At 60.8% G+C, this 25,459-nt stretch carries 25 protein-coding genes and 2 tRNA genes; 4 read left to right on the forward strand and 23 right to left on the reverse strand.

All coding sequences use genetic code 11. From position 1 onward, the window contains the following. Positions 1 to 57: 57 nt before the first annotated feature. A complete protein-coding gene (gene metH, locus CK501_RS05580) occupies positions 58 to 3,756 on the reverse strand; it encodes a methionine synthase (protein ID WP_095616761.1) in 3,699 nt (1,232 codons plus the stop codon). Positions 3,757 to 4,066: 310 nt separating this feature from the next. On the opposite strand from metH, the gene nfuA reads away from it, so the two are divergent. Then, a complete protein-coding gene (gene nfuA, locus CK501_RS05585; RefSeq protein WP_095616762.1) occupies positions 4,067 to 4,651 on the forward strand; it encodes a Fe-S biogenesis protein NfuA in 585 nt (194 codons plus the stop codon). A gap of 94 nt (positions 4,652 to 4,745) precedes the next feature. Continuing rightward, entirely contained in the window at positions 4,746 to 5,951 is a 1,206-nt protein-coding gene (locus tag CK501_RS05590; RefSeq protein ID WP_198949411.1) for a DUF445 domain-containing protein, read from the forward strand. Between the two features lie 10 nt (positions 5,952 to 5,961). Here CK501_RS05590 and CK501_RS05595 read toward each other — a convergent pair whose 3' ends face one another. From CK501_RS05595 to CK501_RS05610, 4 genes are read right to left on the reverse strand one after another with little or no spacing between them, the layout of a single operon-like run. Then, complete coding sequence (locus CK501_RS05595; protein ID WP_095616763.1) at positions 5,962 to 6,237, reverse strand: hypothetical protein; 276 nt, start codon at positions 6,235 to 6,237, stop codon at positions 5,962 to 5,964. Beyond that, a complete protein-coding gene (locus CK501_RS05600) occupies positions 6,234 to 6,566 on the reverse strand; it encodes a hypothetical protein (protein ID WP_095616764.1) in 333 nt (110 codons plus the stop codon). Before CK501_RS05600 ends, CK501_RS05595 begins: the two co-directional genes overlap by 4 nt. Beyond that, complete coding sequence (locus tag CK501_RS05605; RefSeq protein ID WP_158223054.1) at positions 6,566 to 6,931, reverse strand: DsrE/DsrF/TusD sulfur relay family protein; 366 nt, start codon at positions 6,929 to 6,931, stop codon at positions 6,566 to 6,568. The genes CK501_RS05600 and CK501_RS05605 overlap by 1 nt, the downstream gene beginning before the upstream one ends. Before the next feature lie 7 nt (positions 6,932 to 6,938). Then, complete coding sequence (locus CK501_RS05610) at positions 6,939 to 7,628, reverse strand: Bax inhibitor-1/YccA family protein (RefSeq protein WP_095616766.1); 690 nt, start codon at positions 7,626 to 7,628, stop codon at positions 6,939 to 6,941. Positions 7,629 to 7,790: 162 nt separating this feature from the next. Between CK501_RS05610 and CK501_RS05615 the strand changes: the two genes are divergently transcribed. Beyond that, positions 7,791 to 7,880, forward strand: a tRNA-Ser gene (locus CK501_RS05615). A 710-nt stretch (positions 7,881 to 8,590) separates the two neighbouring features. Here CK501_RS05615 and CK501_RS05620 read toward each other — a convergent pair. The 17 genes from CK501_RS05620 to CK501_RS05700 form a co-directional block, all read right to left on the reverse strand. Beyond that, positions 8,591 to 8,818: a hypothetical protein gene (locus CK501_RS05620; RefSeq protein WP_095616767.1), complete on the reverse strand. Its 228-nt coding sequence runs from the start codon at positions 8,816 to 8,818 to the stop codon at positions 8,591 to 8,593. Next, positions 8,811 to 9,011, reverse strand: coding sequence for a hypothetical protein (locus CK501_RS05625; protein WP_095616768.1), 201 nt, complete (start codon positions 9,009 to 9,011; stop codon positions 8,811 to 8,813). The genes CK501_RS05620 and CK501_RS05625 overlap by 8 nt, the downstream gene beginning before the upstream one ends. 45 nt (positions 9,012 to 9,056) lie before the next feature. Next, positions 9,057 to 10,046 (reverse strand): major capsid protein, encoded by a 990-nt coding sequence (locus CK501_RS05630; RefSeq protein ID WP_095616769.1) that lies wholly within the window; start codon positions 10,044 to 10,046, stop codon positions 9,057 to 9,059. Between the two features lie 126 nt (positions 10,047 to 10,172). Further along, on the reverse strand, positions 10,173 to 10,706 hold the full coding sequence (locus CK501_RS05635; protein ID WP_095616770.1) for a hypothetical protein: 534 nt from the start codon (positions 10,704 to 10,706) through the stop codon (positions 10,173 to 10,175). 8 nt (positions 10,707 to 10,714) lie between these two features. Further along, positions 10,715 to 12,118: a phage terminase large subunit gene (locus tag CK501_RS05640; protein ID WP_095616771.1), complete on the reverse strand. Its 1,404-nt coding sequence runs from the start codon at positions 12,116 to 12,118 to the stop codon at positions 10,715 to 10,717. After that, on the reverse strand, positions 12,105 to 12,515 hold the full coding sequence (locus tag CK501_RS05645; RefSeq protein ID WP_143421389.1) for a hypothetical protein: 411 nt from the start codon (positions 12,513 to 12,515) through the stop codon (positions 12,105 to 12,107). The genes CK501_RS05640 and CK501_RS05645 overlap by 14 nt, the downstream gene beginning before the upstream one ends. 498 nt (positions 12,516 to 13,013) lie before the next feature. Beyond that, positions 13,014 to 14,276 (reverse strand): AAA family ATPase, encoded by a 1,263-nt coding sequence (locus CK501_RS05650; protein ID WP_095616773.1) that lies wholly within the window; start codon positions 14,274 to 14,276, stop codon positions 13,014 to 13,016. Continuing rightward, positions 14,277 to 14,978: a hypothetical protein gene (locus CK501_RS05655; RefSeq protein WP_095616774.1), complete on the reverse strand. Its 702-nt coding sequence runs from the start codon at positions 14,976 to 14,978 to the stop codon at positions 14,277 to 14,279. Beyond that, positions 14,966 to 15,160 (reverse strand): hypothetical protein, encoded by a 195-nt coding sequence (locus tag CK501_RS05660; RefSeq protein WP_095616775.1) that lies wholly within the window; start codon positions 15,158 to 15,160, stop codon positions 14,966 to 14,968. The genes CK501_RS05655 and CK501_RS05660 overlap by 13 nt, the downstream gene beginning before the upstream one ends. Beyond that, a complete protein-coding gene (locus tag CK501_RS05665; protein ID WP_095616776.1) occupies positions 15,157 to 15,372 on the reverse strand; it encodes a hypothetical protein in 216 nt (71 codons plus the stop codon). The genes CK501_RS05660 and CK501_RS05665 overlap by 4 nt, the downstream gene beginning before the upstream one ends. Further along, positions 15,369 to 15,545, reverse strand: a complete 177-nt coding sequence (locus CK501_RS05670) for a helix-turn-helix transcriptional regulator (protein WP_095616777.1) — start codon at positions 15,543 to 15,545, stop codon at positions 15,369 to 15,371. Before CK501_RS05670 ends, CK501_RS05665 begins: the two co-directional genes overlap by 4 nt. Positions 15,546 to 15,639: 94 nt before the next feature. Further along, positions 15,640 to 16,158, reverse strand: coding sequence for a hypothetical protein (locus CK501_RS05675; RefSeq protein WP_095616778.1), 519 nt, complete (start codon positions 16,156 to 16,158; stop codon positions 15,640 to 15,642). Continuing rightward, positions 16,155 to 17,450 carry a tyrosine-type recombinase/integrase gene (locus tag CK501_RS05680; protein WP_095616779.1) on the reverse strand — a complete coding sequence of 432 codons (1,296 nt, stop codon included), beginning with the start codon at positions 17,448 to 17,450 and terminating at the stop codon, positions 16,155 to 16,157. The genes CK501_RS05675 and CK501_RS05680 overlap by 4 nt, the downstream gene beginning before the upstream one ends. 481 nt (positions 17,451 to 17,931) lie before the next feature. Next, on the reverse strand, positions 17,932 to 18,870 hold the full coding sequence (locus tag CK501_RS05685) for a DUF6160 family protein (RefSeq protein ID WP_095616780.1): 939 nt from the start codon (positions 18,868 to 18,870) through the stop codon (positions 17,932 to 17,934). Between the two features lie 65 nt (positions 18,871 to 18,935). Continuing rightward, positions 18,936 to 20,876, reverse strand: a complete 1,941-nt coding sequence (locus CK501_RS05690) for a choice-of-anchor D domain-containing protein (RefSeq protein ID WP_158223055.1) — start codon at positions 20,874 to 20,876, stop codon at positions 18,936 to 18,938. Positions 20,877 to 21,181: 305 nt separating this feature from the next. Further along, positions 21,182 to 22,210, reverse strand: a complete 1,029-nt coding sequence (locus tag CK501_RS05695; RefSeq protein ID WP_095616782.1) for a helix-turn-helix transcriptional regulator — start codon at positions 22,208 to 22,210, stop codon at positions 21,182 to 21,184. 226 nt (positions 22,211 to 22,436) lie between these two features. Continuing rightward, positions 22,437 to 23,891 (reverse strand): protein adenylyltransferase SelO, encoded by a 1,455-nt coding sequence (locus tag CK501_RS05700; RefSeq protein WP_095616783.1) that lies wholly within the window; start codon positions 23,889 to 23,891, stop codon positions 22,437 to 22,439. A gap of 159 nt (positions 23,892 to 24,050) precedes the next feature. On the opposite strand from CK501_RS05700, the gene CK501_RS05705 reads away from it, so the two are divergent. Then, positions 24,051 to 24,127: transfer RNA gene (locus CK501_RS05705), tRNA-Pro, on the forward strand. Between the two features lie 628 nt (positions 24,128 to 24,755). On the opposite strand, the gene CK501_RS05710 is transcribed toward CK501_RS05705, so the two are convergent. Continuing rightward, complete coding sequence (locus CK501_RS05710; protein WP_158223056.1) at positions 24,756 to 25,373, reverse strand: HK97 family phage prohead protease; 618 nt, start codon at positions 25,371 to 25,373, stop codon at positions 24,756 to 24,758. Positions 25,374 to 25,459: the final 86 nt, after the last annotated feature.

The following is a 25,459-nucleotide window of genomic DNA, read 5'->3' on the forward strand; positions in this document are numbered from 1 at the left end:
TGACGCCCGTTTGCGTTCTTCTACCCGGAGCCCTCCCGGAGGAGGGCTGTGAGCGGATTACTCGTCCGGGTCGTAGGCGAGGTTGGACATCATCCAGCGCTCCACTTCGGACTTCTTCATGTCCTTGCGCTTGGCGTAGTCCTCGACCTGATCCACGCTGATCTTGCCCACCGCGAAGTATTTGGACTCCGGATGTGCGAAGTACCAGCCGGAGACCGCCGCTGCCGGCAGCATGGCGTTGCTGTCGGTAAGCTCCATGCCGGCGTTGGCTTCGGCCTCAAGCAGGCGGAACAGCTCGGGCTTCTCCGTGTGGTCCGGGCAGGCCGGGTAGCCGGCCGCCGGACGGATGCCCTGGTAGCGCTCCTTGATCAGGTCCTCGGCGCTGAGCTGCTCGTCCGTCTGGTAGCCCCAGAATTCCTTACGCACGCGTTCATGCATGCGTTCGGCCAGGGCCTCGGCGCAGCGGTCGGCGAGGATCTTGACCATGATGGCGCTGTAGTCATCGTTGGCCTGCTCGTACTCCTTCGCCAGTTCGTCGGCCTTGTGGCCGGCGGTGACGGCAAAGCCGCCGATGTAGTCCGGAATACCGGACTTCTTCGAGGCGATGAAGTCCGACAGGCACATCATGGGCTTGTCCGGCGCCTTGTCATCCTGCTGGCGCAGGTGATGGACGCGGGTCAGGACTTCCTGGCGCGTGTCATCCGTGTAGATCTCGATGTCATCGCCCACACGGTTGGCCGGCCAGAAACCGATCACGCCCTTGGCCAGGATCTTCTTCTCATCGATGAGCCAGTGGAGCATCCGCTGGGCGTCATCGAAGAGGTTCTTCGCGGTTTCGCCCTTCTCGGGATGTTCCAGGATGTCCGGGTACTTGCCAGGCATATCCCAGCTCTGGAAGAAGGGGGACCAGTCGATGTAGTCCAGCAGTTCCGCCAGGTTGTAGTCCTCGAAGGTCTTCAGGCCAAGGAACTCGGGCTTGGTCGGAGTGTAGTTCTCCCAGTCCAGCTCCGGAGCGCGGGCGCGGGCCTTCTCGATCGGGATGATCTTGGCCTTACGGCCCTGGTTCTTGCGCCGCTCGCGGACCTTGTCGTATTCCGCCTTGGTATTGTCCACCAGTTCCTGCTTGCCGGTCTCGCTCACCAGCTTGGCGGCCACGCCCACACTGCGGGACGCGTCGTTCACGTAGAGCACCTGGTCGTTCTGGTACTCAGGGTCGATCTTGACCGCGGTGTGCGCCTTGGAGGTGGTGGCACCACCGATCAGCAGCGGCACCTGGAAGTCCAGACGCTGCATCTCCTTGGCCACGTGCACCATCTCGTCCAGCGAGGGCGTGATCAGGCCGGAGAGGCCGATCATGTCGACGTCCTCTTCCTTGGCCTTCTGCAGGATCTGGTCGCAGGGGACCATGACGCCCATGTCGATCACCTCGAAGTTGTTGCACTGCAGTACAACCCCGACGATGTTCTTGCCGATGTCGTGGACGTCGCCCTTGACCGTGGCCATCAGGATCTTGCCCTTGGCCTTCTGGCCTTCGGATTTCAGGGCCTCGATGTACGGGATAAGAATGGCCACCGCCTGCTTCATGACACGGGCGCTCTTGACCACCTGGGGCAGGAACATCTTGCCCTCGCCGAAGAGGTCACCGACCACGTTCATGCCGTCCATGAGCGGGCCCTCGATCACCTCGATGGGGTGCTCCGCGCGCTGGCGGGCTTCCTCGGTGTCCTCGTCGATGTAGGTGGTGATGCCCTTGACCAGGGCGTGCTCAAGCCGCTTCTCAACCGGCCATTCGCGCCATTCCAGGTCTTCCTTCTTTTCCTGGCCGCCCTGGCCCTTGTACTTCTCGGCGATATCGAGCAGACGGTCGGTCGCGTCGTCGCGGCGGTTCAGGATCACGTCCTCGACGTGCTCCTTGAGCTCCGGATCGATGTCATCGTAGACCACGAGCTGGCCCGGGTTGACGATGCCCATGTTCATGCCCGCCTTGATGGCGTGATACAGGAAGGCCGAGTGCATGGCTTCCCGCACGGCGTTGTTGCCGCGGAAGGAGAACGACAGGTTGCTCACGCCGCCACTGACGGAGGCGTAGGGCAGGTTCTCGCGGATCCAGCGGGTGGCTTCGATGAAGTCCACGCCGTAGTTGTTGTGCTCTTCAATGCCGGTACCGATCGCCAGGATGTTCGGATCGAACACAATGTCCTGGGGCGGGAAGCCGTCATTGACCAGCAGGTCGTAGGAGCGCTTACAGATCTCGATCTTGCGCTCGGCGGTGTCCGCCTGACCCTGCTCGTCGAAGCCCATCACGGTCACGGCCGCGCCATAGCGGCGAACGGAGCGTGCCTTCTTCAGGAAGTCTTCCTCACCTTCCTTGAGACTGATGGAGTTGACGATGCTCTTGCCCTGGATGCACTTGAGGCTGGCCTCGATCGCCTCCCAGCGGGAGGAGTCGACCATGATCGGCACCTTGGAGATGTCCGGCTCGGACGCCACCAGGTTCAGGAAGGTGGTCATGCACTCCTTGGCGTCGAGCATGCCTTCGTCCATGTTGATGTCGATGATCTGCGCACCGTTCTCAACCTGGTCCTTGGCCACCTCAAGGGCCTCTTCGTACTGCTCCTCCTTGATGAGGCGCAGGAACTTCTTGGAGCCGGTGACGTTGGTCCGTTCACCAATGTTGATGAACACGACGTTGTCATCATCGGTGAACGGCTCAAGACCAGACAGGCGGAGCTTGGGCTCACGCTTCGGCACCTTGCGTGGCTCGTATTTGCTGACGCGCTCCGCGACGGCCCGGATGTGGTCCGGGGTAGAGCCGCAGCAGCCGCCAATGACGTTCAGGAAGCCATCGCGGGCGAACGTTTCGATGATGTCCGCCATTTCTTCCGGCGTCTGATCGTACTCGCCGAATTCGTTGGGCAGGCCCGCGTTCGGGTGCGTGCTCACGTAGAAGGGCGCCTTGTTGGCGAGTTCTTCCACGTACGGACGCATGGCGTCGGCGCCCAGGGCGCAGTTCAGGCCGATCAGCAGCGGATTGGCGTGCTCAACCGAGTTCAGGAACGCCTCGGTGGTCTGGCCGGACAGGGTACGGCCGGAGGCATCCGTGATGGTGCCGGAGATCATCAGCGGCACTTCTTCCCCGGAATCGATTTCGTACTGCTGTGCCGCGTAGATGGCGGCCTTGGCGTTCAGCGTATCGAAAATGGTTTCCAGCAGGATGATGTCGACGCCACCAATGATCAGGTTCTCAATGGCTTCGTAATAGTCCTCGTAGAGGGCATCAAAGCTGGTATTGCGGTAGCCGGGGTTGTTCACGTCCGGCGAAATTGACGCCGTTTTGGACGTTGGGCCCACGGCACCGGCCACGAAACGCGGCCTGCTGGGATCCTCGGCGGTCTTGGCGTCGGCGCATTCACGTGCCAGCTGGGCCGCCTTCTGGTTCAGTTCGGGAACCAGGTCCTCCATGTGGTAGTCGGACTGCGACACCCGCGTGGAGTTGAACGTATTGGTTTCGATGATGTCCGCACCGGCGTCCATGTACTGCTTGTGGATGTCCCACAGTTTTTCCGGCTGGCTCAGGCAGAGGAGGTCGTTGTTGCCCTTGACCTCGTATTCGTAATCCTTGAACCGCTCACCGCGATACTGTGCCTCGCTGAGCTGGAGGTTCTGGATTTCGGTACCCATGCCGCCATCCAGGATGACGATGCGTTCCTGCAGCGCCTTTCGGAGCTGCTCGAGTCGAGTTTGTCGATCACTCATTGATTCAACTACCTCATTGTCAGTTATCGAATCTTGAGACAGAAAATGTGCGCCAGGCGGTCACCCTGTATGGCAGGGAGAGCGTCATCCTGAGCGTTGTCTGAAGGGGGATACTATCCGTGTCCCTTTTGCGGGTTTTGCTTGAAGTAAACGAATGCTAACACAGAATCCGGAAAAGTCCTGATAGTTCATCAAATTTTTTTGATGTTGTGCAAGCGCCGTAATTCCTGACCCGTTTGGTTGGTCTTTTATTCCCGGGACTGCTTCCTTACAATAGACGCATACTTGACCATCAAGAGGGAGAGCGGCATTGGATACCGTCACCGTCACCGAATCAGCCCGGCGCTATCTGGGTCAGCTCGTCCAGAAACAGGACGTTGAGGGGATGGGAGTCCGGCTGTTCGTGACCCAGCCCGGAACCCGTCACGCCGAGACCTGCCTGGCGTACTGCCCGCCCCACGAGGTGGTGCCGTCCGACGAGCAGCTCGACATGGATGAGTTCCCCCTCTACATCGATCACAACAGCATCACCTTTCTGGAAGAGGCAGTGATCGATTTTCAGGAGGATCAGACCGGTGGCCAGCTGACCATCAAGGCGCCCAATGCCAAGGTACCGCAGGTGAGCGCGGACGCGCCCCTGTCGGAACGCCTGAACTACGTCCTTCAGTCCGAGGTCAACCCCAGCCTGGCAGCCCATGGCGGCGAGGTGTCACTGGTTGAACTGACCGATGACAACGTGGCCGTGCTGCGTTTCGGCGGTGGCTGCCAGGGTTGCGCGGCAGTGAGTCTCACGCTCAAGCAGGGCGTGGAGCGTACCCTCAAGGAACAGCTCCCTGAGATCAGTGGTATCGAGGACGTGACCGACCACAGCTACCGCGAGAACGCCTACTACTGATGGATTCAGCAGTGCCACGCGGCGCTGCTGCATACCGTTAGGCGCCGGTTTCCGCTAGAGTGTCGTCCTGAATACGCGCTCAGGGACCGCACACGTGACCGTATCCGAACTACCGCTCACCATCTGGGCACTGCCCCTGTTCACCGCACTGGTCGGTTGGGCTACCAACCGCCTGGCCGTTCTGATGCTTTTCCACCCGATTGAGCCTGTTGGCAGGCCCCCGTTCCTGGGCTGGCAGGGCGTGGTTCCGCGTCGGGCGGAGGAAATGGCCCATGAGTGCATTGACCGGACCCTGGCGCGCAGTGGCGACCTCACCGGCCTTTACCAGCGACTGGATCCGGCGCTGATCACCGGGGAGGTGGTGAGCCGGATCATGCCCCATCTCGAGGAATACGTGGATGATGTGATGTATGAGCATCATCCCGTGCTCTGGGATAACCTGCCGCGGCGCGTCAAAGGGCGGATCTACCGCTATGTCGAGCACAACCTGCCGGAACGGGTGGACGCCATGGTGGCGGATTTCGGGGAGGAACTTGGTGATCTGGTGGACCTCCGGGCCCTGATGAGCGAGGAACTGCGTCAGCATCCGGATTTCATGAACAATATTTTGCAGGATGCCGGCGCGTCCACCTTCCGCTTCGTGATCCGCAGTGGCGCCGTCATAGGGCTGCTTCTGGGTGTTGCGCTTGCTGTGGGATGGAGCGTCTGGCCCTCCAGCTGGCTGCTTCTCGGGGGCGGTTTCCTTGTTGGCCTTCTGACCAACTGGATCGCGATAACCCTGATATTCAGGCCGCGGGAGCGAAAGCATTGGGGACCTTTCCGCATCCAGGGGCTGCTGATGCGCCGTCAGCCGGAGATCAGCCACATCTGGGGCCAGCGTGTCGCCCATGAACTTCTCACCTGTGAAAAGGTGGCCCACGCTATTGTCCATGGGGAAAAGTCCGGGCGGACACGTGCCATCATCCAGAAACACCTGCGCCCGCTTCTGGATCAGTCGACGGTGCTGCGTGTCAGCACCCAGATGGCCGTGGGCGCCTCCGGTTATACGGAGCTCAAGAAAAGCATGAATGACCGGGCCCTGAGTGCCTCAGAGGAGGTGTTCCGGGATGATGCCTTCAACCATGACCGGGCGCGCATCGTGGCTGAGCTTATCGAGGAGCGGATCGCGGCACTGTCTCCGGAAGCGTTCCAGTCCCTTCTCCGACCGGTATTCGCCGCCGAGGAAGGGCGGCTGATGCTGGCGGGTGGTGTCTGTGGGCTGCTGGCGGCCCTGGTGCCCGTTGTGCTGGTCGGGCTCTGAGCTGAGGCCGCTACCAGAAAACGGGCTGATGAGCCGTGAGGACCTGTTCCACAAAAGCGGCATGCGTTATGGCGGTGCATCCCGGGGGCAGGGTCAGGTTCTCGGGGGCTTCCGTCAGGGCCAGGATCCTGCCCGCCTGAACGCCATCCAGCGGTTCCCGGTGCGCCAACCGTTTCAGGGCGGTTGCCGTCAGCACCAGCGTATCCCCGGGGCCCAGCATCGTCAGACACCGTTGATGCCGCGGGTGGTCCGGGGCCTTGGACAGCACGTGCACACGCCCCGTCATGGATGCAGAATCCTTGGAACCCGTGCGTAAAGATCCCGGATCTGGTCGCTGTTCAGGGTGGTGACGGAGTCAGGCAGCTCAGGATCCGGATCGTCGGCGCCGTGTAATCCCACCATGAGCTGCTGTAACCCCATCTCCGAAAACCGCGTGACGGGGATTCCCCGGTGCTCTGCCGTCAGTGCCGTAATGCCTGACTCCACCAGCAACAGGCTGGTGCTCATACCAAAGGTACAGAGTGTGAGCAGCATATCCAGGAATTCGCCGCTGTCCTCGCCGCGGTCAAGCACGAAGAGCTGATCGGGCAGGGGGGGAGGGCCCGGCGCTGTCATCACCGCTCCCCCGTGAACTGGAGAATGCGGTCCGCCTCGGTGCAGGCCATCACCCAGTCACCCAGGCCACCAGTCGACCAGCCGGGCCTCAGATGGCCTTCACCAAGGGCCCGTTGCTCCGCCGATCCGATGCATACGGTTGCCGGAAGCGACCATGCTGCGATAAGCCGTTCCCATTGGTTGGCGTTTTCGTTCCGGAAGGGTGAGGCTGGGGTGGGGTTTGCGGCCAGAAAAACCGCATCCCCCTGGAGGAAGATGCGGTTGATGCTGTGGCCGGCCTGGAGAAGTGCACTGGCGAAACACCAGGCGGAATGGAGCGCCTGGCGTTCGTTGGGCCCTGCAGTGATGTGAAAGGCCGCCTTCAAAGCCCGATCAGTTCTCGCCGGCAAACGCCATCAGCAGGTGGAGCAGGCTGATGAAGAGGTTATACAGCGATACATAGAGGCCAATGGCCGCCATGATGTAGTTCCGCTCGCCGCCGTTGATGATGGCGCTGGTCTGATACAGGATGCAGGCGGACGCAAAGAGCGTGAAGCCCGCTGAGATCGCCAGATGCAGGTTCGGCAGATTGAACAGGAACGCGATCAGCATGCCGCCCATCAGCACCAGGGCACCGGCAAAGATAAAGCCGCCGAGGAAACTGAAGTCCTTGCGCGTGATCAGGGTATAGGCGGACAGGGCAAGGAAGATAGTAGCGGTCAGCCCGAGTGCGGTGGTGACCAGGTGCCCCGCGCCGTTGGCGACAAAGGTGTTGAGGATCGGGCCCAGCGTCATGCCCATGAAGCCGGTCAGGGCAAAGGTGGTGACCAGGCCCCAGACGCTGTTCTGGAGCTTGTGGGTGGCAAACAGGAGGCCGTAGAAACCGACCAGTGTCAGGATCAGGCCCGGATGGGGCAGGTTCAGCGCCATGCTGGTTCCGGCCGTTACAGCGGAAAACGCCAGGGTCAGGCCCAGCAGCATGTAGGTGTTGCGCAGTACCGTCGTGACCTCGGTGCTCAGCCCTTCGCGGACCCCGCCCTGGGCCCGGCTCTGGGCGGCATTGGGGAAACGGTTGTCGGCCATGTGCGGAATCTCCTTGATGGACTCTTGACTGTATACCCAATCATAAAGCGTCCAGGGGCCAGTGCAAAGCCTTTCCGTATGCATTTGGGGGCTTCAACACTTTGACATGACGCCGATTTAAGGTAATATTCCGCCTGCTGTCCGTTCCGACAGCACCTTCCTGGTGGGCTGGCAGAGTGGTCGAATGCAGCGGTCTTGAAAACCGCCGAGGGTTAACGCCCTCCCGGGGTTCGAATCCCTGGCCCACCGCCACTATCCCTTTATAATCAGTCACTTATAAGCCAAAAAATAATTTACGTGACTTGCTACGTACCATCCTGAAAATGGTGGTAACGGCCTGTTTGTAGAGCAATTTCCCCCTGATTCCGGGGTTTTCGGAGTCCGGGCGCGTGCTCTTTCAGCGATTCCACGCTGTCCGCGAATTGGCCGTCGCGTTTGATGGTGGGCGCCGATACGCCGTGCTTGTCGGCCAGGGTTTCGGCGGTGCTTCGCTTTTCAATTGGATCATTTTGATCTATTTGAGTCGCTCGATTCGTGTTCCCTTCAGGCGCCCCGCGCGCCTTCTTACTCCGGTTGTAAATCCGCCCCCGAAGCAGGCTCATTTGCTCGGGCGTGCGCGTGGCCTGGGGCTGACCACAATACCGAAGTGAGATTTGCTCACGTCACACCCCGTTCGCGTGGCCCGGGGCCAGTCTCGGGCAGAAATCCGGTGCTCTGACAGAATTGGCGGGTATCAGGGGCTTAGGAGGGACACCGATCCCGGATGCTGAATCACGATAGGCGCGGGTTTATGCCGTCCGGGTATATGTCTCTGCGGCCAAGCATAGGTATTGCATGGCGTTATGAAACAGTAGCCTGTAGTGGGTTATCTCATGTGCTAGGTTAAGTAATGCAATCATCGTGCTAAGACCGATTTGGAATAGAGGCGCGACAAGGTGGGCCGTCAATGGCCCGGAAAGGGGTTATTCTTCCGCCAGGGCAACCGATACAGGCCGGGGAGGGCAGTCCGCCAGTTCCCGGCACGCGGCAAGGTGCCGGCGCTGGAGCGCGACCAGGGTCTCGCCGCTCTGTCGCCAGGTCTCAATGGACTCGGATCCCTTCACCAGCTGCCAGCCGGCCACCGGGGCGGAGCCGTTGCCTCGGGCGCGGAAGATCCAGACGCCGTGATCCGGGTGGGTGTCCTTACTCATCGTCCGGGTACTCCGCCCATCCCCGGCCAATGGCGCTACAGAAACGCTGTGCACGCGCCTGGAGCGTGTCGCGGGTGCGTTCGTACAGGGTCGCGATATGGCGGCCTGTGTGGTTGTAGACGCGGGCTCTGAATGGATGAGGTAGTGGCTGAGCCACCAGGTTGTAGAAGTCTTGTTGATCGTGGGTAATCATCGTTGCACCTCCGGGTAGAGCCGGGCCTCCCTGCCCGGTGTGGGGTCACACTTTGCTGACCAGGAAAGCCAGCGGGGTCGCCTTACGCTCTGCGACTCGCTCCCAATTGGTCGCGTCCGCGAGCTCGGCAATGGTGGGTGACTCGCCAGCAATGGTGGCTTCCTTCCAGCTGAAGCCAGCCGGATGCACACCGGCATTGATGCGCGAGTGCAGCACCTGCTGACCGCCGCCGTTACCGGAGGAGGGCAGGCTCTCCACCTCGGTGCCCTCGGCAACCCGTGGGGCCGATACACCAAAGCCAACCGCATCACGACCGAACAGCACGGTGGTGTAGCTCTCACCGTTCACGGGCAGCGCGTCATCCATCACCACGGCCAGGCCACGGAAGGTGGGCAGCGTCAGAGCGCCCTGCGAATCCGGTACGAACTCGATCAGGTCGTTCTTGAGCGCGGCACGGTAGATATCCGAGTGCATGGCGATCCCGGTCACATCCTGCATGGCGTCACCCATGGTGCCCGTGGTCTCGATCACCGCCTCGGCACTGAAACTGGCCGCGTCGCCAGTCTCGCCAGAGATATCGAGCACCATATCGCCGCCGTGATTGGCCTGGTTGTCCGCCAGTACCCCGTTGAGGGTGGCCACCAGACGCTTCTGGAGCTGGCGATCCCAATACGCCTGGACGCGGTTCTGGACGCGGTTCAGCGCATCATCACCCGCGATCTCGGAAGCCAGGTTCATGGCGGACCAGCTGCCGTGCAGAAACGCCTTGCGCACCACCTGCTTATCCGTGCTCAGGCCACGCGGGGTGGACGTTTCATTCGGGTCGTCGGAGATGATGTCCGCTTCATCGTCCGACAGGTCATTCCAGATCGGGACGGTGAAACTGTGAGCCCCGGCGGTAATCTGATCGTCAATCACGCTGTTACGCGTCATAACGCCAGACTGCATGAGGGCGGTGCGGGTCATCGTGTTCTGAACGATGTAATCAGTGAACTTGGTCGGCTCGATAATGTCCGACAGACGTACGATAGCCATAGAGAATCACCTCTAAGTCAGTTTCGGATGATTCCCACGTACCACGGGTTACGGAGGATAGAGGCCACGGGCCTGGAAGGGGCAGGCGGATCCACCACGGGCTTCACCGCCTTGGTTGCATTGTAATCAGCGCATGCCGAAACGTCCATCCGGGCGCGGCGGCTGCTTCTGGCCCGTGCTCGGGGGTGGACCGCCGCCCATGTTGCCGGGTGCCCCGCCGCCGGTGGACTGGCTGCCCAGGAGCATGCGGCCAAGGCTCGGGAGGACGCCCTTGTCGAACAGCGCATGCAGGCCGTCCCTGTTGAGCTCCAGCGCCTCGCCTTCCTCCTCAACTGTGACCGGGGTGCCGTCCTTGTGCTTGAGGATATCGCGGCCATCATCGGTGCGTTCGATATCGAAGTGGTGATCGAGCTCGCGCTGGAGCGTGTCGGTCATATCCGGGACGCTGACGTCCTCCAGGATCTCGCGGCGCGGTTGCTCGATTGTGATGCGGTTCAGTTCACCGCTGAGGTTATCGCGCTCGCTCTCCAGACCCTGGACCTTGTCGGCCAGTTGGTCGCGCTCGCCCTGGATGGTTTTCTTTTCGTTCAGCAGCTGCTTGTTCTTGTCGCGCAGTTTCTGGACTTCTTCCTGGAGCTGTTCAAAGGTTTCTTCACTCATGGGATACCTCAAAAGCGGATGGTTACATGGGGGATTTCAATGCGGGTCAGTGCGTACCGGCACGCATCGGCGGCATGGTCGGGGGCCGTGGTGTCCACGTCCTCCGGGTTTCGTTGATCTCGAGGCAGGTTGGGAACGGTCTCCCACCAGACCTGGCAGCATCTGGACACATACAGGCCGGGCTTGTCGGGCTTGCCGGCATCAGCGAGTAGCCGGCGCATGGCCTGCCAGCCACCAATCCGGGATCCTTTATGCGCCCTGCGAAAGTGAACGCCGGCTTTTCGGAACTCATCAGCGATGGTGCCGGCGGCGGATCCGTGATTGTTGAAGATCGCGTCATCGGCCACGCCGTGTGGGGAGATGCCCCAGCGTCGGCACATATCCACGATCCGGCTGGCCTGGTCGGGCACAGTGAGACCCAGACCGGCACTGATATCGTCCGGGTGCGTGGTGCTGTCCTCATCGACCAGGACGATGGAGCCGGAGGGGTAGAAGTAACGATCCGGGCCATAGGCTCCGGGGCTTTCGGCCACCACAAACGTCACAGACGGCGCTGCACTGCCGTAGTCATGGGCCAGCGAGTACCGCCAACCGGATGGCCCATCAGCCCACATATCGAGCGGCGCGGCGGAGGGCAGGCGCGGCCAGGGCTCGACCATCACCCGCTGCTGATCCAGCACGGATGCGAAGTAAGCACCGCGAATAACGGACCAGTCGCCTTCCAGCCAGGCTCTGCCCAGCTCGGGATCCGTGGCACAGGACGCCATCAGGTTGCGGGCGTAGCGTTCCCGGTCGATGAACTCGTTGTCCAGGTAGGTGCTGTTGATGGTGACGAACTCGAAATCGGTGGCCTCATCGGTGTAGGGCTGCCAGGACGCGGCCAGCGCGTATCGACGAACGAGCCAGGTATGGCCCACACCACCGGGGTTGGCGATCAGGATGAAGCGAACCGGCACACCAGCAGGGGCACGCAGAGATGAGCGCAGCCGGTCCACCAGGGCAGGGCTGGCGTACTGGCCGGCCTCGTCCACCGCGATATGGCTGAAGGACTTGCCCTGATACTTCTGGAAGTCGGCTTCACGCTCCATCTGATCGAGCTGCACGGTCGCCCCGTTGGGCAGGGTGAACTTGTGCTTCTGGCCGTCGAAGCGCAGGCGATCCCCGTAGACTGCCGTGAAGAAGTCGCGGAACTCCGCTTCAAGATCCTGGAGGCCGGGATGGGACTTGCGCACCACCAGGCACCGGGCGCGTTCCTGGTGACGCTCACAATGGCGCAGAAACAGGGCAGCGAGTAGATGAGTCTTACCGCCACCACGGCCACCACCGAGGAACAGGTCGTATTCCTCCGGCACGGCCATGGCCTGCTGTTGCCACTGGCTCAGATCATCCGGGCGCTGGTTACTGGCTGTCATCGTTCAGCCTTTCCTGCTGTACCTGCACGCGTTTCGCGTACTCCGCCGGGTCCATGGCGTCGGGCAGATTGAATACCACGCTCACACCGCCACCACCGCCGTTCTGTGGCTGCTTATCGCTGATACCGTGCCGGGAGGCCAGCAGGGTCTGGCAGGCTTTGACGTCGCCTTCCACGGCTTTGGAGTACAGGGCATTGAGCAGTTGGTCACGCTCTACTGCCAGTGCGTCCTCCCATATGCGCTTAGAGGGCTCGTGTTCAGTGATGACGCGGCGGAACTGGTCGAACGGCATGCCCAGCGCAGTGGCCGCTGCCGATTCCGATAGCAGGCCGTTGGCGGCCATTGCCTCCAGGTGGTTACGGGCTCCGGCGGGGAGCTTTTCAAACGGTCTAGCCATGGGTTACGGACTCATTACTGGATCAGAAGATGGGTTCTACGTGCGAATATCTTATCAAAGTTGGTACGTAGAAAGATACGTTAGGCGTCGAGCAACGTGCAAGTATCTGAAAGTTAGCAGGTAGTGGCAGTGATGATAACCGCCATCATTTTGTGTGGGCTACCAGGGCCTGCGGGTTGGCGTGACTTTCACCATCTTCCCCTTCCAGAGCCTGTCTGTTCTTGTCCGCTTTCGTGTCCGGTTTGCGTCCGATTTGTCCGGTTCCAGGTGTGCGGGCAGCTGGTGTGCCGCACCCTGAAGGGCGTGGCAAACATGACTACGCCCCTTTAGGGGCTGCCGCGTGCCACGTGCCGCGCCGCGTCATACGGGCGTTTCAGCGTACCTCGTGGCAAACTGGGTAACTGCCACGCACCGCCGTGAATCCGTTGTCTCGCAAGGGCTCAGCCGTGGCGGCGTGGCAAGTGCCACACCTGCCGCGCTGCCACACTGCCACGCCCATCAGCTGGCCTCCTTTGCCACGCCCTCGCCAGGGATTGCGATGTGCTGGTGACGATCGAAGCGCTGAATCAGAATCAGGTCACCTTGCTCCACGGCTCGCGTCATTGCATTCCTGACGCTTTTCTCCCCGGCCTTGAGGATATTGGACTGCCCGCCATAGTCTTGCTCGATCTTCTTGCGCGACATTGGGCCATGCTTGCGAACCAGGGAGACGATGCCAGCGAGAATCCGCTGATACTCTGCATCCGCCTTCTTATCTTTCTTCTGCTCCTTCGCAGGTTGCAGCTCTGAAGGCACCAGCACCCCTCCGGCCAGTCTCTTGAGCCACACACCTTCCCAGGGCGGGCCATAGTTGAACATCGGCGTCGTGAATCGGACATAGCGCCCTGCATCATCTTCATCGAGCCCGTACTGCTCCGCCTGGCTCTTTTTCAATCCCGCCATCATGCCTACCCAGCGGGCACCATCCACCAGCCCTGACGCGCCTCTGACGGCCTCCTGGCCGGCGTCATCGTCACGGATGCTGGCCTTGCTGACGTGATGCGGTAGCAGGACTGTTGCTCCGGTATGGCGGCGGATGGCCTCGGCAGCCTCAATCAGCCGCGTTCCGTCGCTGTTGTCGTTGGGCTCGCCACCATCGAAACGTGAAAGCGGATCCAGCACGATGAGCTTGAGGTCATCCAGAGGGGCGGCGGCGTCGGCAATATCTCGGGCCAGGGCGGTGCGCTGCGTTTCGCCGTTTTGTTTGACGGTCAGCCGGTTGTCAGCGCCTACCCGGTCGAACACATACAGGTTCCGGCTCACCGCGTCCCTGTACCGCTGGAAACCCGCTTCATCGGATCCGGCCAGGTCGCTCTGGTAGTGCTCCATGATTCGCGCAAGCCGGCGGTGAACCTCGTCCCGGTCATCCTCTGCGGACAGCATCAGCACGGATCCGGGCTCGCTGATCTCCATGTTGAGCCACGGGATGCCGGTCGCCACACTGACGGCCAGCTGAAGCGTCGCCATGCTCTTGCCGGTACCACCAGCAGCGGCCAGGATCCCGGCCACGTCCATCGGCAGCAGCTCCTGAACGATCCAGCGCCGCGCGGGAGGGTCGCTGTAGAGTAGATCCGTGACTCGGGCGTTCTCCAGGTTGAACGGGCGCGGCTGATCCTCTGCGTGATCTTCTGGCGGCTCCGGCTCCGGCTCCGGCTCAGGTTCAGCCACCGCGTCGGCGGCTTCATCGTAGATATCGAGTGGTGGGTTCAGATCATCGGCCATTTACGCGACCTCCTTAATGGCTTCGCGCACCGCGTCCATGCCGTGCTCCTGGTAAAGATCGGACCAATCCTTCACGCCTTCGGGACAGGTCCAGCGGCACCCGCTTGCCTGGCCGGCGTCACGGCCGGCGCAGTCGTTATCGACGGCCACGACCACCGAGGGGTTCATCATTCGCAGGCTGCGCACGATGCGGGGGAGGTTGTTCTCGCCCACGGCGCAGGCCACCGGCTCACCCGTGCATTGATGGATCCGGTACCCATCGGCCAGGCCGGCGCAGGCGATCAGCCGCTCGGGCATGCTCATCAGCTCCCAGGGCTCAAACCCGATGGGCGTGAAGCCAATCGAGACTGCCGTTCCCGCGGTGACGAACTTGTCACCAGGCTTGTCACCGGGGCTGCGCCGGATGGGCCAGGGGAGAATGCGCTCCCAGCCCGTGGACTGGTTGGCGACGTTGACCAGCTCGCGGAACAGCATGGTGGCCTGAAAGGGGGTCGCGGGGTTGCCGTTGGCGTCGAAGCGGGCCAGCTTGCCGGGCACAATGCGGATCCGGCTGAAGCACGATCCCACCAGGGAAACCAGGTCGATCTCCTTGCGCACCAGGTAGGGAAATGCGAACCTTTCTGTGTAGCGTTGCTGTTGCTGCCCTATGCCCTCGTTCCCGGCTGCCTCCGGGGCGGGGGCGGTTTCTTTCAGTCCCTGCATTCAGAACACCCCCTCTCCGCCATCATCCTGGCCCGCATGTCGCGGACGTCTGAGAGCACGACCACCGTCTCGCCAGTACAGCGCCGGGCGCGCACGTCACCGGCAAGCATGGCCTGGTGGATCATCGGGATCGGGATGCCGGTCAGCTCACTGGCCGCCGGGATGGTTGTCCAGCCGTTCATACCTCGCCCCCCTCTTGTGCTTCCTTCAATCCCAGGTCGATGGCCTCCAGGTTCTGTTCCAGCTGCCACACGTAGTTAATGAGCATCTCGGGCGGGAGCTGGTCGGTTTCGCCGCTGTGCAGGGCCTCCAGGTACATCTGGAACATCAGCACCATGGATTGCATCTGGCTTCTGGCTCGGGTGATGCGGTCAATGCCGGTTTCGTGGTTCATGCCGCGCCCTCCTGCTTTGATTCCCAGGCTTCCAGGTCCGCGAGCTTCCAGCGGGTACAGCCGGCAGTGATCTTGATGGGGGAGGGGAAAGCGCCGTTCCGCACCCAGCGCCAGACCGTGGCACGGGATACGTCATAGCGCTCTGAGACTTGCTTATCTGACAGGTATTTCATCTTGGTGTGCCTCAACGTTGCTTGATGACACACCCCATGTTCCACACGAAGGGTCAGACCCTATAAAGAGCCCGTGTAGTACAAACGCAGTTGTTCAAACCTCGGGCCAACGGGCCAATCTTGCTTTGGCTTCACGCATCAGGTTTTCGGCTGCCTCCTCGCTGACGCCATACTCCTCGCAGACGATCCTGAGACCATCCTGGCCTACATCGTCAGCGCCGCGCATTAGTTCCACGGGCTCGACAGTGTGCGCTACAGCCGCTGCGCCTGCTCCCCACTCCCCTTCGGGGTCTAGGTCTGGGTTGATGGCGTTATACTTCACCATGTCCCGCAATCCCTGGCAGACCGATATGGCGGATGCGGCCTCTGCGCGCTCCCTGGCCGGGATTTTCGCTTTCGCTGCGGCGCGGCGGTTTGGCTTGCGCTTGCCGGTCACAATATCCGAAACCGCCTGGCGATACTCCGCCGGGATATCCCCACCCTGAATCAGCGTTCCCAGCGGCTCAGGGTCGCCGTAGTCATACGCCCATATAGCGCTGAACCACTGCCATGTATCGGAAAGGCGTTTCGGCAGGCGGGTACACCAATCCGAACTGTGCGCCCACTCGTTCATGCCCGTGCCTCCCCGATTGGTGTCACGGTTGCACTGTCATCTTGCGGCAGTCCTTCGCGGGTGAATCGCTCCCAATCGCCCATCAGTTGGCGGCGCTTTTCAATGAGCCCTGAGCGGGCGTATGCGGCGCGTGTGGCGTCTGTGTTCACGTGTGCCAGAGCCAGCTCGGAGACCTCATCAGCGTAGCCTGTGTGCTTTCTCGCCCAATCCTTGAAGGTGGAGCGGAAGCCGTGGGCCGTGACCGGAACCTCCATGCGTTTCAGCAGCGAGGAAAGGAAGTTATTGGACGGGATATCACCTTTCGGGCCAGCGAACACGAGATCGTCAGGGCCGCCCTGGGGCACGGATTGAAGGATCGCGACCGCCTCGTCGCACAGTGGGATCGTGTGCTCCTTCCCGGTTTTCATCCGTTCGGCCGGTACGGTCCAGATCCGGCTGGCGAGATCAATCTCCTTCCAAGTGATGCCCGATTTGCCGATGCGCTTGTCGCCAATGACCTCATTGGTGCGGGTGGCTGTCAGGATCAGAAAGCGCAGGGCCATGGCGGCGGTGCTGTCGCGCTGGCGTAGCTGGCCCATGAACTCGGGCAGATCCTCCACGGCCATGGCCGCGTGGTGACCGCGTTTCTTGATCTTCTCCGGCGACGGATAGACCTCATCCAGGTAACCGGACCAGCGAGCGGGGTTGTCGCCTTCCCGGTAACCGTGGATCGCACACCAGCCCAGGATATTCTCCATCCGGGCGCGGATCCGGTTTGCGGTCTCGGTTTTCGACTCCCAGATCGGATCCAGAACGGCCTTGATGTGGGCCAGGTCGATCTCCTTAACCGGCGTATCGCCAATATGGGGGGTGGCGTAATCGCGCAGACTGTTTGCCCACTGCTGACGCTGGCGAGGGTTGCGGAACTCCTTTTCCTTCATGCGGATGTACTCATCGGCCGCCTGGTCGAACGTGATCGAGGATAGCTGCTCAGCGATCAGAGCCCGCCTGGCGGCTCGCTTTTCCTCTACGGGGTCGATCCCCTGACTGATCTTGTCCTTGATCGCCTGGGCTTTCTCTCGCGCCTGCCCGAGCGGCACGTCAGGGTAACCACCGAGCCCGATATGGCGGCGCTTTCTGCCAACGGTAGTGCGCAGCACCCAGGACTTGCCGCCGCCGCCCGCCACCTCGATCATCAGGCCGGATACCCCGCCCACGGCCACGTAGCGGTTGTACGGTTTCCCGTCCTTGCCGATGCCGGGCTGCAGTTTGTTGATGGCTGTGGTGGTCAGTCGTTGCGCTTTCCTCGGCATCTCATCCGCTCCTATCGCCGGGGTTCTAATCCGGGGTTTGAGCACGTACATAACTACGTACCAAAGGATTTACACTGCGATGCTATCGGATGAAACGCGGTAACACAAGAATATGAAGTCTGGCAGGGGGTTATAGAAGATAGGGGCGCGTAAATGCATGATTATACGGCGGTTTTTCGGCCTATTTGTGGTCTGGCCCACCGCCACTTTTCACTACGTTACGCGTTTATCCCCACGTCTTTCCTGAGCCTGTCGTTCCCGAACAATATACAGTTGTCTGTATAATTCCCCGACGGTTCCATATCGGATCCGCGGTTGTATCGAGGGCACCGTGTCCTTTTTCCATCAATTCTGCAGCAGGCCATATTGAAAGGGATGGGCGTTTCCCGTCTTTATTCAGGGACAGCGAAGGGAATGGCTTTACTTAAGCGGGATAGGGAGAGGAAAAGAGGGCCGGCAGGACCGGCCCTCTGGATCGCATTTACTCGCGACCGTAGATGGCCATCTGAGTATCAGCGATGTTGAGGTTGGAAATACCAACATTACCGATGCTGGCGGTTGTGCCGTCGCCACTGCCAACGTTAACCGTGGGCATCCAGATACTGGTGGTCAGCTCATTGATGTCCACGCGCAGGGTGTTATCCGGCGCGCCGTCAATACCCGCGGTTGTGGAGAGGGCAGGACCTGCACCAATTTCCGCGTTGACTGTCACACCGGTGACGGCAAGAGCGTTGCGGTTCAGATCGCCTGCATCGCCCTTGAGGTTCTCAAGCTGGTCTGCGCCAGCCATGCGGATGCTGGGGAGACTTACCGCCGCAACATCGAAGTCCGCGCCGATGTCCGCATGGAACACATTCCGGATGCGGATTGACCCGGTGTCCTCATTGCCGTCGGCGATCTGGTTGTTCACCCGCGCGGTGATATCCAGCTGGCTGACCCAGAAGTCCGCCGTGAAGTCGGAGATCAGCGTTGCGGAGCTGTCATCATCACTTGAGGCGAGCCCAAGGCGGTCGAGGTCGACGCCAGCTTCGACGGGCGTCGGCTCATTGCCCAGATTCCGCACGGAAATATAGGCATCGCCATCCTCCACATTACCGGGATCCGCGCCGTAAGGGGCACGACCAAGGTCGTCGTTTTCAGTGATCAGATCAACGTTAACGTCGATATCCAGGGATTCCCCATCGTCGTGACCACCGATACGGATACCGTCAATCAGCAGAGAGCCGGTGTCCGCATCCGCTGTGCTCTGGCTGTACTCCACCTGGTCGATGGTTGCAGCGGTGGACAGCTCGATGGTCACACCCTGCTGACCGGTGACATTACCCATGTCCTGGTCGTTCATGGGCTGCAGGTCAGCGGTGGCTGCCATCGGCAGGGAAGCGACTGAAAGGGCCAACAGGCTTTTCTTCATTGTCATCATTGTGATTTCTCCTCTTGGTTGTTTGGGCGACCCGCCATGGGCGGGCCGCCCTCTCTGTTTCCCCGTTACTCCTCGAAACGGGGCGACAGTTCAAGCTCAATGGTGTTGCCCGGACCTTCGAAGAACTCGTTGAGGATGCCGGTCAGCAGGCCGCAATCCTCAAGTTCCGGTGCAACATAGGTACCCGTGACGGTGCCGCCCTGGAGCGGATCAAACTCTTCGCCTTCCGGGCTCGAGAGGTTGATGGTGGCCGGCTCTGCGGTCTGGCAGGAGTGGCCGCCGCCGATCCGGATGCCATCCGAGCCGAAGCCGAAGCCGATGATGGAGACCCGTGCCTCGGGGATCTTGATCATCAGTTCACTTTCCGCGGTCAGCTGGCCTGTTTCGAGGTCGAGGGTGCCGGTGGTTTCACCAACCGGTTCGAACTCGATGTCCGCACGGCCCTGGATCTTGTGGAACAGCTCGGAGATCTGGAACTGGGCCTGGGTTGGGTCAAGCTGCAGGTCCGCAGTGAACTCACCGGTGCCCAGGTTGATCTGGCTATCGATCTGGCCGTTCAGCGGTACGTCGGAGCCATTGGCTGAGACATTGGTGACGCCTTCCAGATCAAAGGTGACGTCAACGGGTTCGGAACCGCCGTTACCGTTGTCTCCGTCCCCGTTGTCACCGTCACCGTTATCGCCGTCACCGTTATCGCCGTCACCGTTATCGCCGCTGGTGTCTTCGGCTGTGCCGGACAGTGTTACCGTCTCCGGAGAGTTCTCAAGATTGGTGGCAACCTCGAGGTTCGCGCTGTAGTCACCGACCTGGTTGGTCTGGAAAGTCGCGGTAACAGTGCAGGACTGCTCCGGAGAAAGGCCGCTCGGGCAATCGTTGGTCTGGGTAAAGACACCGTCAGGGTTGTTGGCAATGCTCAGATCATTGATCTCAAGGTTCGCCTCCCCTGTGTTGGTCAGATCCAGTGTCTGTTCAGCACTGTTGGTATTGGCCAGGTCAATGGTGCCGAAATCAACTTCCGGGGCGCTGAGCTCAAGCGCGGGCTTGGGCTGCTCTGTCGCCTCGGCGGTGAGGTCGACCACCTTGGGTGAGTCTTCGGCATCCGGATCTGTGGAGTCGATCTGGACACTGGCACTGTAAGTACCCGGCTGGCTTGCCTGGAAGTTCACATCCACGGAGCAGCTCTGACCCGGATCAAGCGTGGTGCAGTCGTTGCTCTGGGTGAACAGGTCGGCATTGGCGCCGGCAATGGTCACACTGTTGACATTCAGCGCCTCGCCGCCGTCGTTGCCAACGGTGATGCTGCCATTGAGCGGGCTGCCGGCCATCGCGCTGCCCAGGTCGAGTGTATCCTGCGGATCAACCGTGATATTGGCAGGCTGTGTCTCGTCCGGCACCACTTCAAAGGTATGCAGCACCATGTCTTCCATGTTGCCGACAAGGGTGCAGTCAGAGGTGAACTCGCCTACCGGGTCGTTGGCAATATTACCGTCCACATCACGAACGATCTGGTCCAGCTGAAGATCGCCAACGGTAATGGTGCCCTGTCCGGGGTTGTCAAAAGTGAGCGGATCGACAGTGGCGCTGGAGTCCACTGTGAACGAGCCACTTTCACCCGGAATCGGCTGCTGCGGGATATTCAGGGTTACTGAAAGCGGCTGGTCACTTTCCGGAAGGGCAATGTTGTTCTCCGCTGTCGCGGTCCCTTCCAGGGTACGACCCCCGACGGCGTAGAGCCCCTGCCGGGCCGTGTTGTTGATGGTGGTGACCGCGTTGATGTTTAGCTCGCCGGTTGATTCACCAGCGGTCACCTCCGCGGGCAGGTCCGCGCTGATCTCGGACACCAGCGGTTGCTCGCCAATGATCGGCAGCGGGCAGGTGTGCTCGACGGTCAGCGAGACCTCTTCGGCATTGACTGTGGTTGCGCCCGTTGCAAGCAGCGCGGCAACGGCACTGCTGAGCAGCAGGCGCCCGGGCTTACTTGTAGGCTTTTCGGTTATGGCGTTCATCAACGTCATCCTCATTGTTTGTTGTATTCACGGTGTCGGGACCAAGAAGGCGCATCCTGTAACGGTCCCGGCACCTCCAACACTCGCGTGTCTGCTGGTCCGGGGTCATTGCTCAAAAAGGAAACAGGATTGTTAAAAACGGTTATTGGGGCGGTCGGTTGTCGAATTCGTGATGAACGTCAATTGGTGGCTGTGAACACAGGATGAGCGATTGTTCATTTCTGGGGACGCGAGGGGACATTGCAGGCTTGCCCCTGCAATGGGGGCGGCGGCAGGGTGATCGGGGAATGAGGAAGAGGCGGTGGTCAGATGCGGCGGCGTGTCTGCCCGGGTGTACGGCCGGTCCAGGAACGGTAGGCGCGGGTGAAGCTGGCCTGGTCACTGAAGCCGAGCTTGTAGGCGATGGTGCTCAGTGGCATCCGGGTATCGGCCAGGTAGCGGTCTGCGTAATGGCAGCGGATCTCGTTGCGCAGATCCCTGAAAGAGCAGTCTTCGGTCTGCAGGTGGCGGCGCAGTGAACGGGGGGTCATCTGGAGGTTCTGGGCAATACGTTCCAGCGTACAGTTCAGGCCCGGGTCATCGAGAATCTGGCGGCGTACCCGCTCAGTGACGCTGCTGTGGTCATCGGATGCCTTCAGATCCTGGCGCGACCGGTGCCTTGCAAGGAACGAGGACAGCTCCTGCCCAATGCTGGAGGCCGTATGCTGGGCCGGGTGCAGTGTCGCGCAGGCAGCGCCGGCATTGAAGCGGATTACCGCCTCGGGGGCTGCTGTCTGCCATTGCTCGGGGGTAAGGTTCGTAGGGGTATCGAACTCGAGGAGCATATCCCTGCAGATATGGCGCGATAGTTCATAGATGCTGCCCATGTAGATCCGGATCATGAACGAGCGCAGGCTGCCCAGATCCCAGATGTCATGGAGCTGGATCTGTACCGTTTCGTCCTTCAGAGTCAGGCGCAGGTCATGGATTGGCAGGCAGACGCGCTCATATTCGATGATCATCTCTACAAGGCGGAAGTAGTCGTTCTGCCAGAGGACAGCGGCGCCAACCAGGCCATGTGCATTGATGTCGAGCTGTTTGCCGAACTCGAAGGGGAGACGCTCATCCTCGGATAGTTCGCTGGCGTGCCGGAGCAGTATGAGCAGCTCATTCATGGTCATGCCTTCCTCACTGGTTTCCAGCTCGGAAGCGTCAAGCCCCGTGCCCTCCAGCAGAGCGGGAGGGCGGATACCGTACTGTTCCATGAAGCGCAGGAAGTGTGTCACATACCGCGTGGGCAGTATGGGAACATCGTAAGCCTGAGCATCCTGAACTGAGTGAGTAGGCACATCCATCCTGAGAGCCCTCCGGAATCCATCATTCCCGATAATGTAATTGTTTGGCAATCCTATGGAATTGGCCGGTTATTCGTTAATTAATGTCAAATTGACGAATCGAGATCCGGCGTACAGCTGTGGGCACTATACAGAGGCAGACGTACGTGCCAAGCGGCTTGGCCGGAAATGAGAAAGAATGGCCGTTTTGATAATAGCGGCTATTCAGGAATGTGAACTGTGCAACTCAGGTACCGCAGAAGGTTCTGGCCACTTGTTCTTCCGGTGCAGGCGGGTGCCGGTATGGGGAGGCGTCAGAGGTAGCTGAAAAGGGGGCTTCCAGTGCCGCCATGAGATCATGGAAATGCCGCAGGTCACCTTGACGGGCAGCGCTGATGGCCGCCTCTACCTGATGGTTGCGGGGGATGATGGCGGGATTCGCCTGCCACATCGCTTCGGGAGTGTCGAGCAGCGCGATCCAGCGTGCACTCCAGTCCCGCGCCTGCTGTGTATCGCCCAAAAGCGCGGCTGCGGCCTCCTGCACGTTGCCCTGATGGGCGAGCCGGGTCAGCTCGCGGAACGTAGCGGTGAAGTCACTGCCGATCTGCTGCATGAGCCCCAGCAGTTCGTGCACCACGGCTTCATCTTCCTGGGTAAGGCTGCTGATGCCGAGCTTGCGGCCGAAACGGTTACGCCAGGCGCTGTTGTAGTGTTCCCGGTATTCACCAAGGATGGCTTTTGCCGTTTCGACAACCTTTTCCTTTTCGCCATCAAACAGCGGGAGCAGGCATTCGGCAAAGCGGGCGAGGTTCCAGTATCCGATCTCGGGCTGGTTGCTGTAGGCGTAGCGCCCCATGGCATCTATGGAGCTGAATACGGTGTTGGCATGGTATTGGTCCATGAAAGCACAGGGGCCGTAATCGATGGTTTCACCGCTGATGGCCATGTTGTCCGTGTTCATGACGCCGTGGATGAACCCAATGCTCATCCAGTCCGCGATCAGCTCGGCCTGGCGTTGCGCCACGGCCCTGAACAGTTCCTGGTAGGGCTGATCCTCGAACATCAGCGATGGGTAGTGCCGGGAAATGGCGTAGTCGGCCAGGGTGCGGATGGCATCGGTATCCCGCCGGTAGGCGAAATATTCAAAGGTGCCCACCCGGATATGGCTGGCCGCCACCCGGGTCAGTACCGCACCGGGCTCGGGCTGCTCACGCATGACCGCGTTGCCTGTGGTTACCGCTGCGAGCGCACGGGTTGTGGGAACGCCCAGCGCGTGCATGGCTTCGCTGACGATGTATTCGCGGATCACCGGGCCTATGGGCGCGCTTCCGTCACCGCCACGGGAGAATTCGGTACGCCCGGCGCCCTTGAGCTGGATGTCGCGACGTTTCTGGTGCTGGTCGATGACCTCACCGATCAGAATGGCGCGGCCGTCGCCCAGCTGGGGCACGAAGTTGCCGAACTGGTGACCGGCGTAGGCGAGGGCAGTAGGCTCGGCGTTCTCAGGCAGGCTGTTACCGGAGAAAACCGCGGCAAGCTCGTGTTCATCGGACTCATTGACGTCAATGCCCAGCTCCTCGGCGAGCGGACTGTTGAAACGGATCAGCTCCGGGTCAGGAGCCCGGGCCGGCTGGGCAGGCCGATGGAAGTGTTCGGGAAGCCGTGCATAGCTATTGTCAAAAGGGAAGGGGGGTAGGGGCATGCAATCCTCTGGCGGTTGAACACATTATTCATTCTAGATGCGGAAGGCTACGTTTTGCATTCCGGATCGGACTTATTGGCCAGTCCAGCTTGACAGAAGTACGTCACAGTCCCGATAATTCGCTCCCGTTGCGGCAAGGCCGCATCCCAGCCCTGATAACGGCGTGTGGCGCAGTTTGGTAGCGCACTTCCTTCGGGAGGAAGGGGTCGCAGGTTCGAATCCTGCCACGCCGACCATTATTCCCTTCTAAATCAGCATCTTGCAGACTTCCGGGTAAGCCGGAAACGGCCTTATGTTACGCAAAACCGGCTGACGTAATACAAACGTAACAGGGTAACGCGAACAACGGCGGGCCATTTTGCCCACTTTTTAGCCGGTCTGGTGGTGGGTGGTTTGCCTGCCTGTACTTCTCACCAGACCAGCCCACGGCAGAGGCGGCTAGGTCGCGGGAATTGCCTTGTGGTTCCTCAGAATCCTGCAAATGTTTGCAGGTTTTCTCTGGCCTACCCTGCCGCCCAGCCAGCGCCTCCTCGATTTTCTGGGCTATGGCGACACCACCAAGGCGCGGGCCTTAGATCAATATGGCATATGTCTCTATGGCCAAGTCACGCGGATTGCATGGCGGTTTGTGGCGTTACGGATCAATAGGATGGGTCGTATATGTTCAGGTTGTGGTTTAGGTCAGGTACAGGGAAAGCAAAACCTGCTTAGAACGATTTTGCATAGACCCGCGCACAAAAAAACCCCACCAGGGCGAACCATAGCGGGGCGGGGAAACCCTCAGAGCGAGCGAGGGCGGCGCTTTTTCGACCACTGCCAGCGCCGGGGCAGCAGAGAGACGCACGGGTCGAGGTTGGTCAAACCTCAGCGGGCACCAACGACGATGCCCGCGATGGGGTCACGTGCGTTGATGCCGGATTTCATCTTGTCCTGAATACGCTTGCGTTCCCATGATGGAAGCGGCCCACCTGATCGCGATACCACGGCGGTTCCGCCTTTGCGTTGTGCCTTAGCCTTGCTTGGAGCGGATCTCTTGCCGCTGACAGAATCGCCAGCGCTGACGCTGGTTGCCGCATAGGCGGGGAACGTGACCGGGGAAATCTCCATCAGGGAAACGCGCTTCAACGTGCGAATCAGGAGCCCGTCCGGCCCTTCTTCCCAAACCTCATCAGCGGCGCGGCTAACACTGAATCCGAAACTCATCTGAATGACCACGCGGCCATTCACGATCCCGTGCAGCTCCTGGCCTCCAGGTGTATCCGGCAGATCCGCTGAAAACCTCAGTCCTGTATCATCCTCGGATAGTTGCAGATTGCCAGCGGATACGCGGGCAAGGGGTTTGCCTGAATCATGGCCGTTCAACAGCACCTGATCCTGTTGGCGCAGGGTGCCCGCAAAAGCGCCGGGCGCGATCCGTTCAACGAATCCGCCCAGATTCTCGCTGTCCGAATTGAATACAGCAGCGTAACCTTTAAGTTTCACGATGCACCCCCCGGCTTTAGCTGGCTGCGCAGCGACTCGGCTCGGCGATAATGCCGTTCCCGTGTTTCGCCAGGACCAGCCGCTAC

Origin of the sequence: Halovibrio salipaludis, assembly GCF_002286965.1 — a bacterium.
Classification (GTDB): domain Bacteria; phylum Pseudomonadota; class Gammaproteobacteria; order Pseudomonadales; family Oleiphilaceae; genus Halospina; species Halospina salipaludis.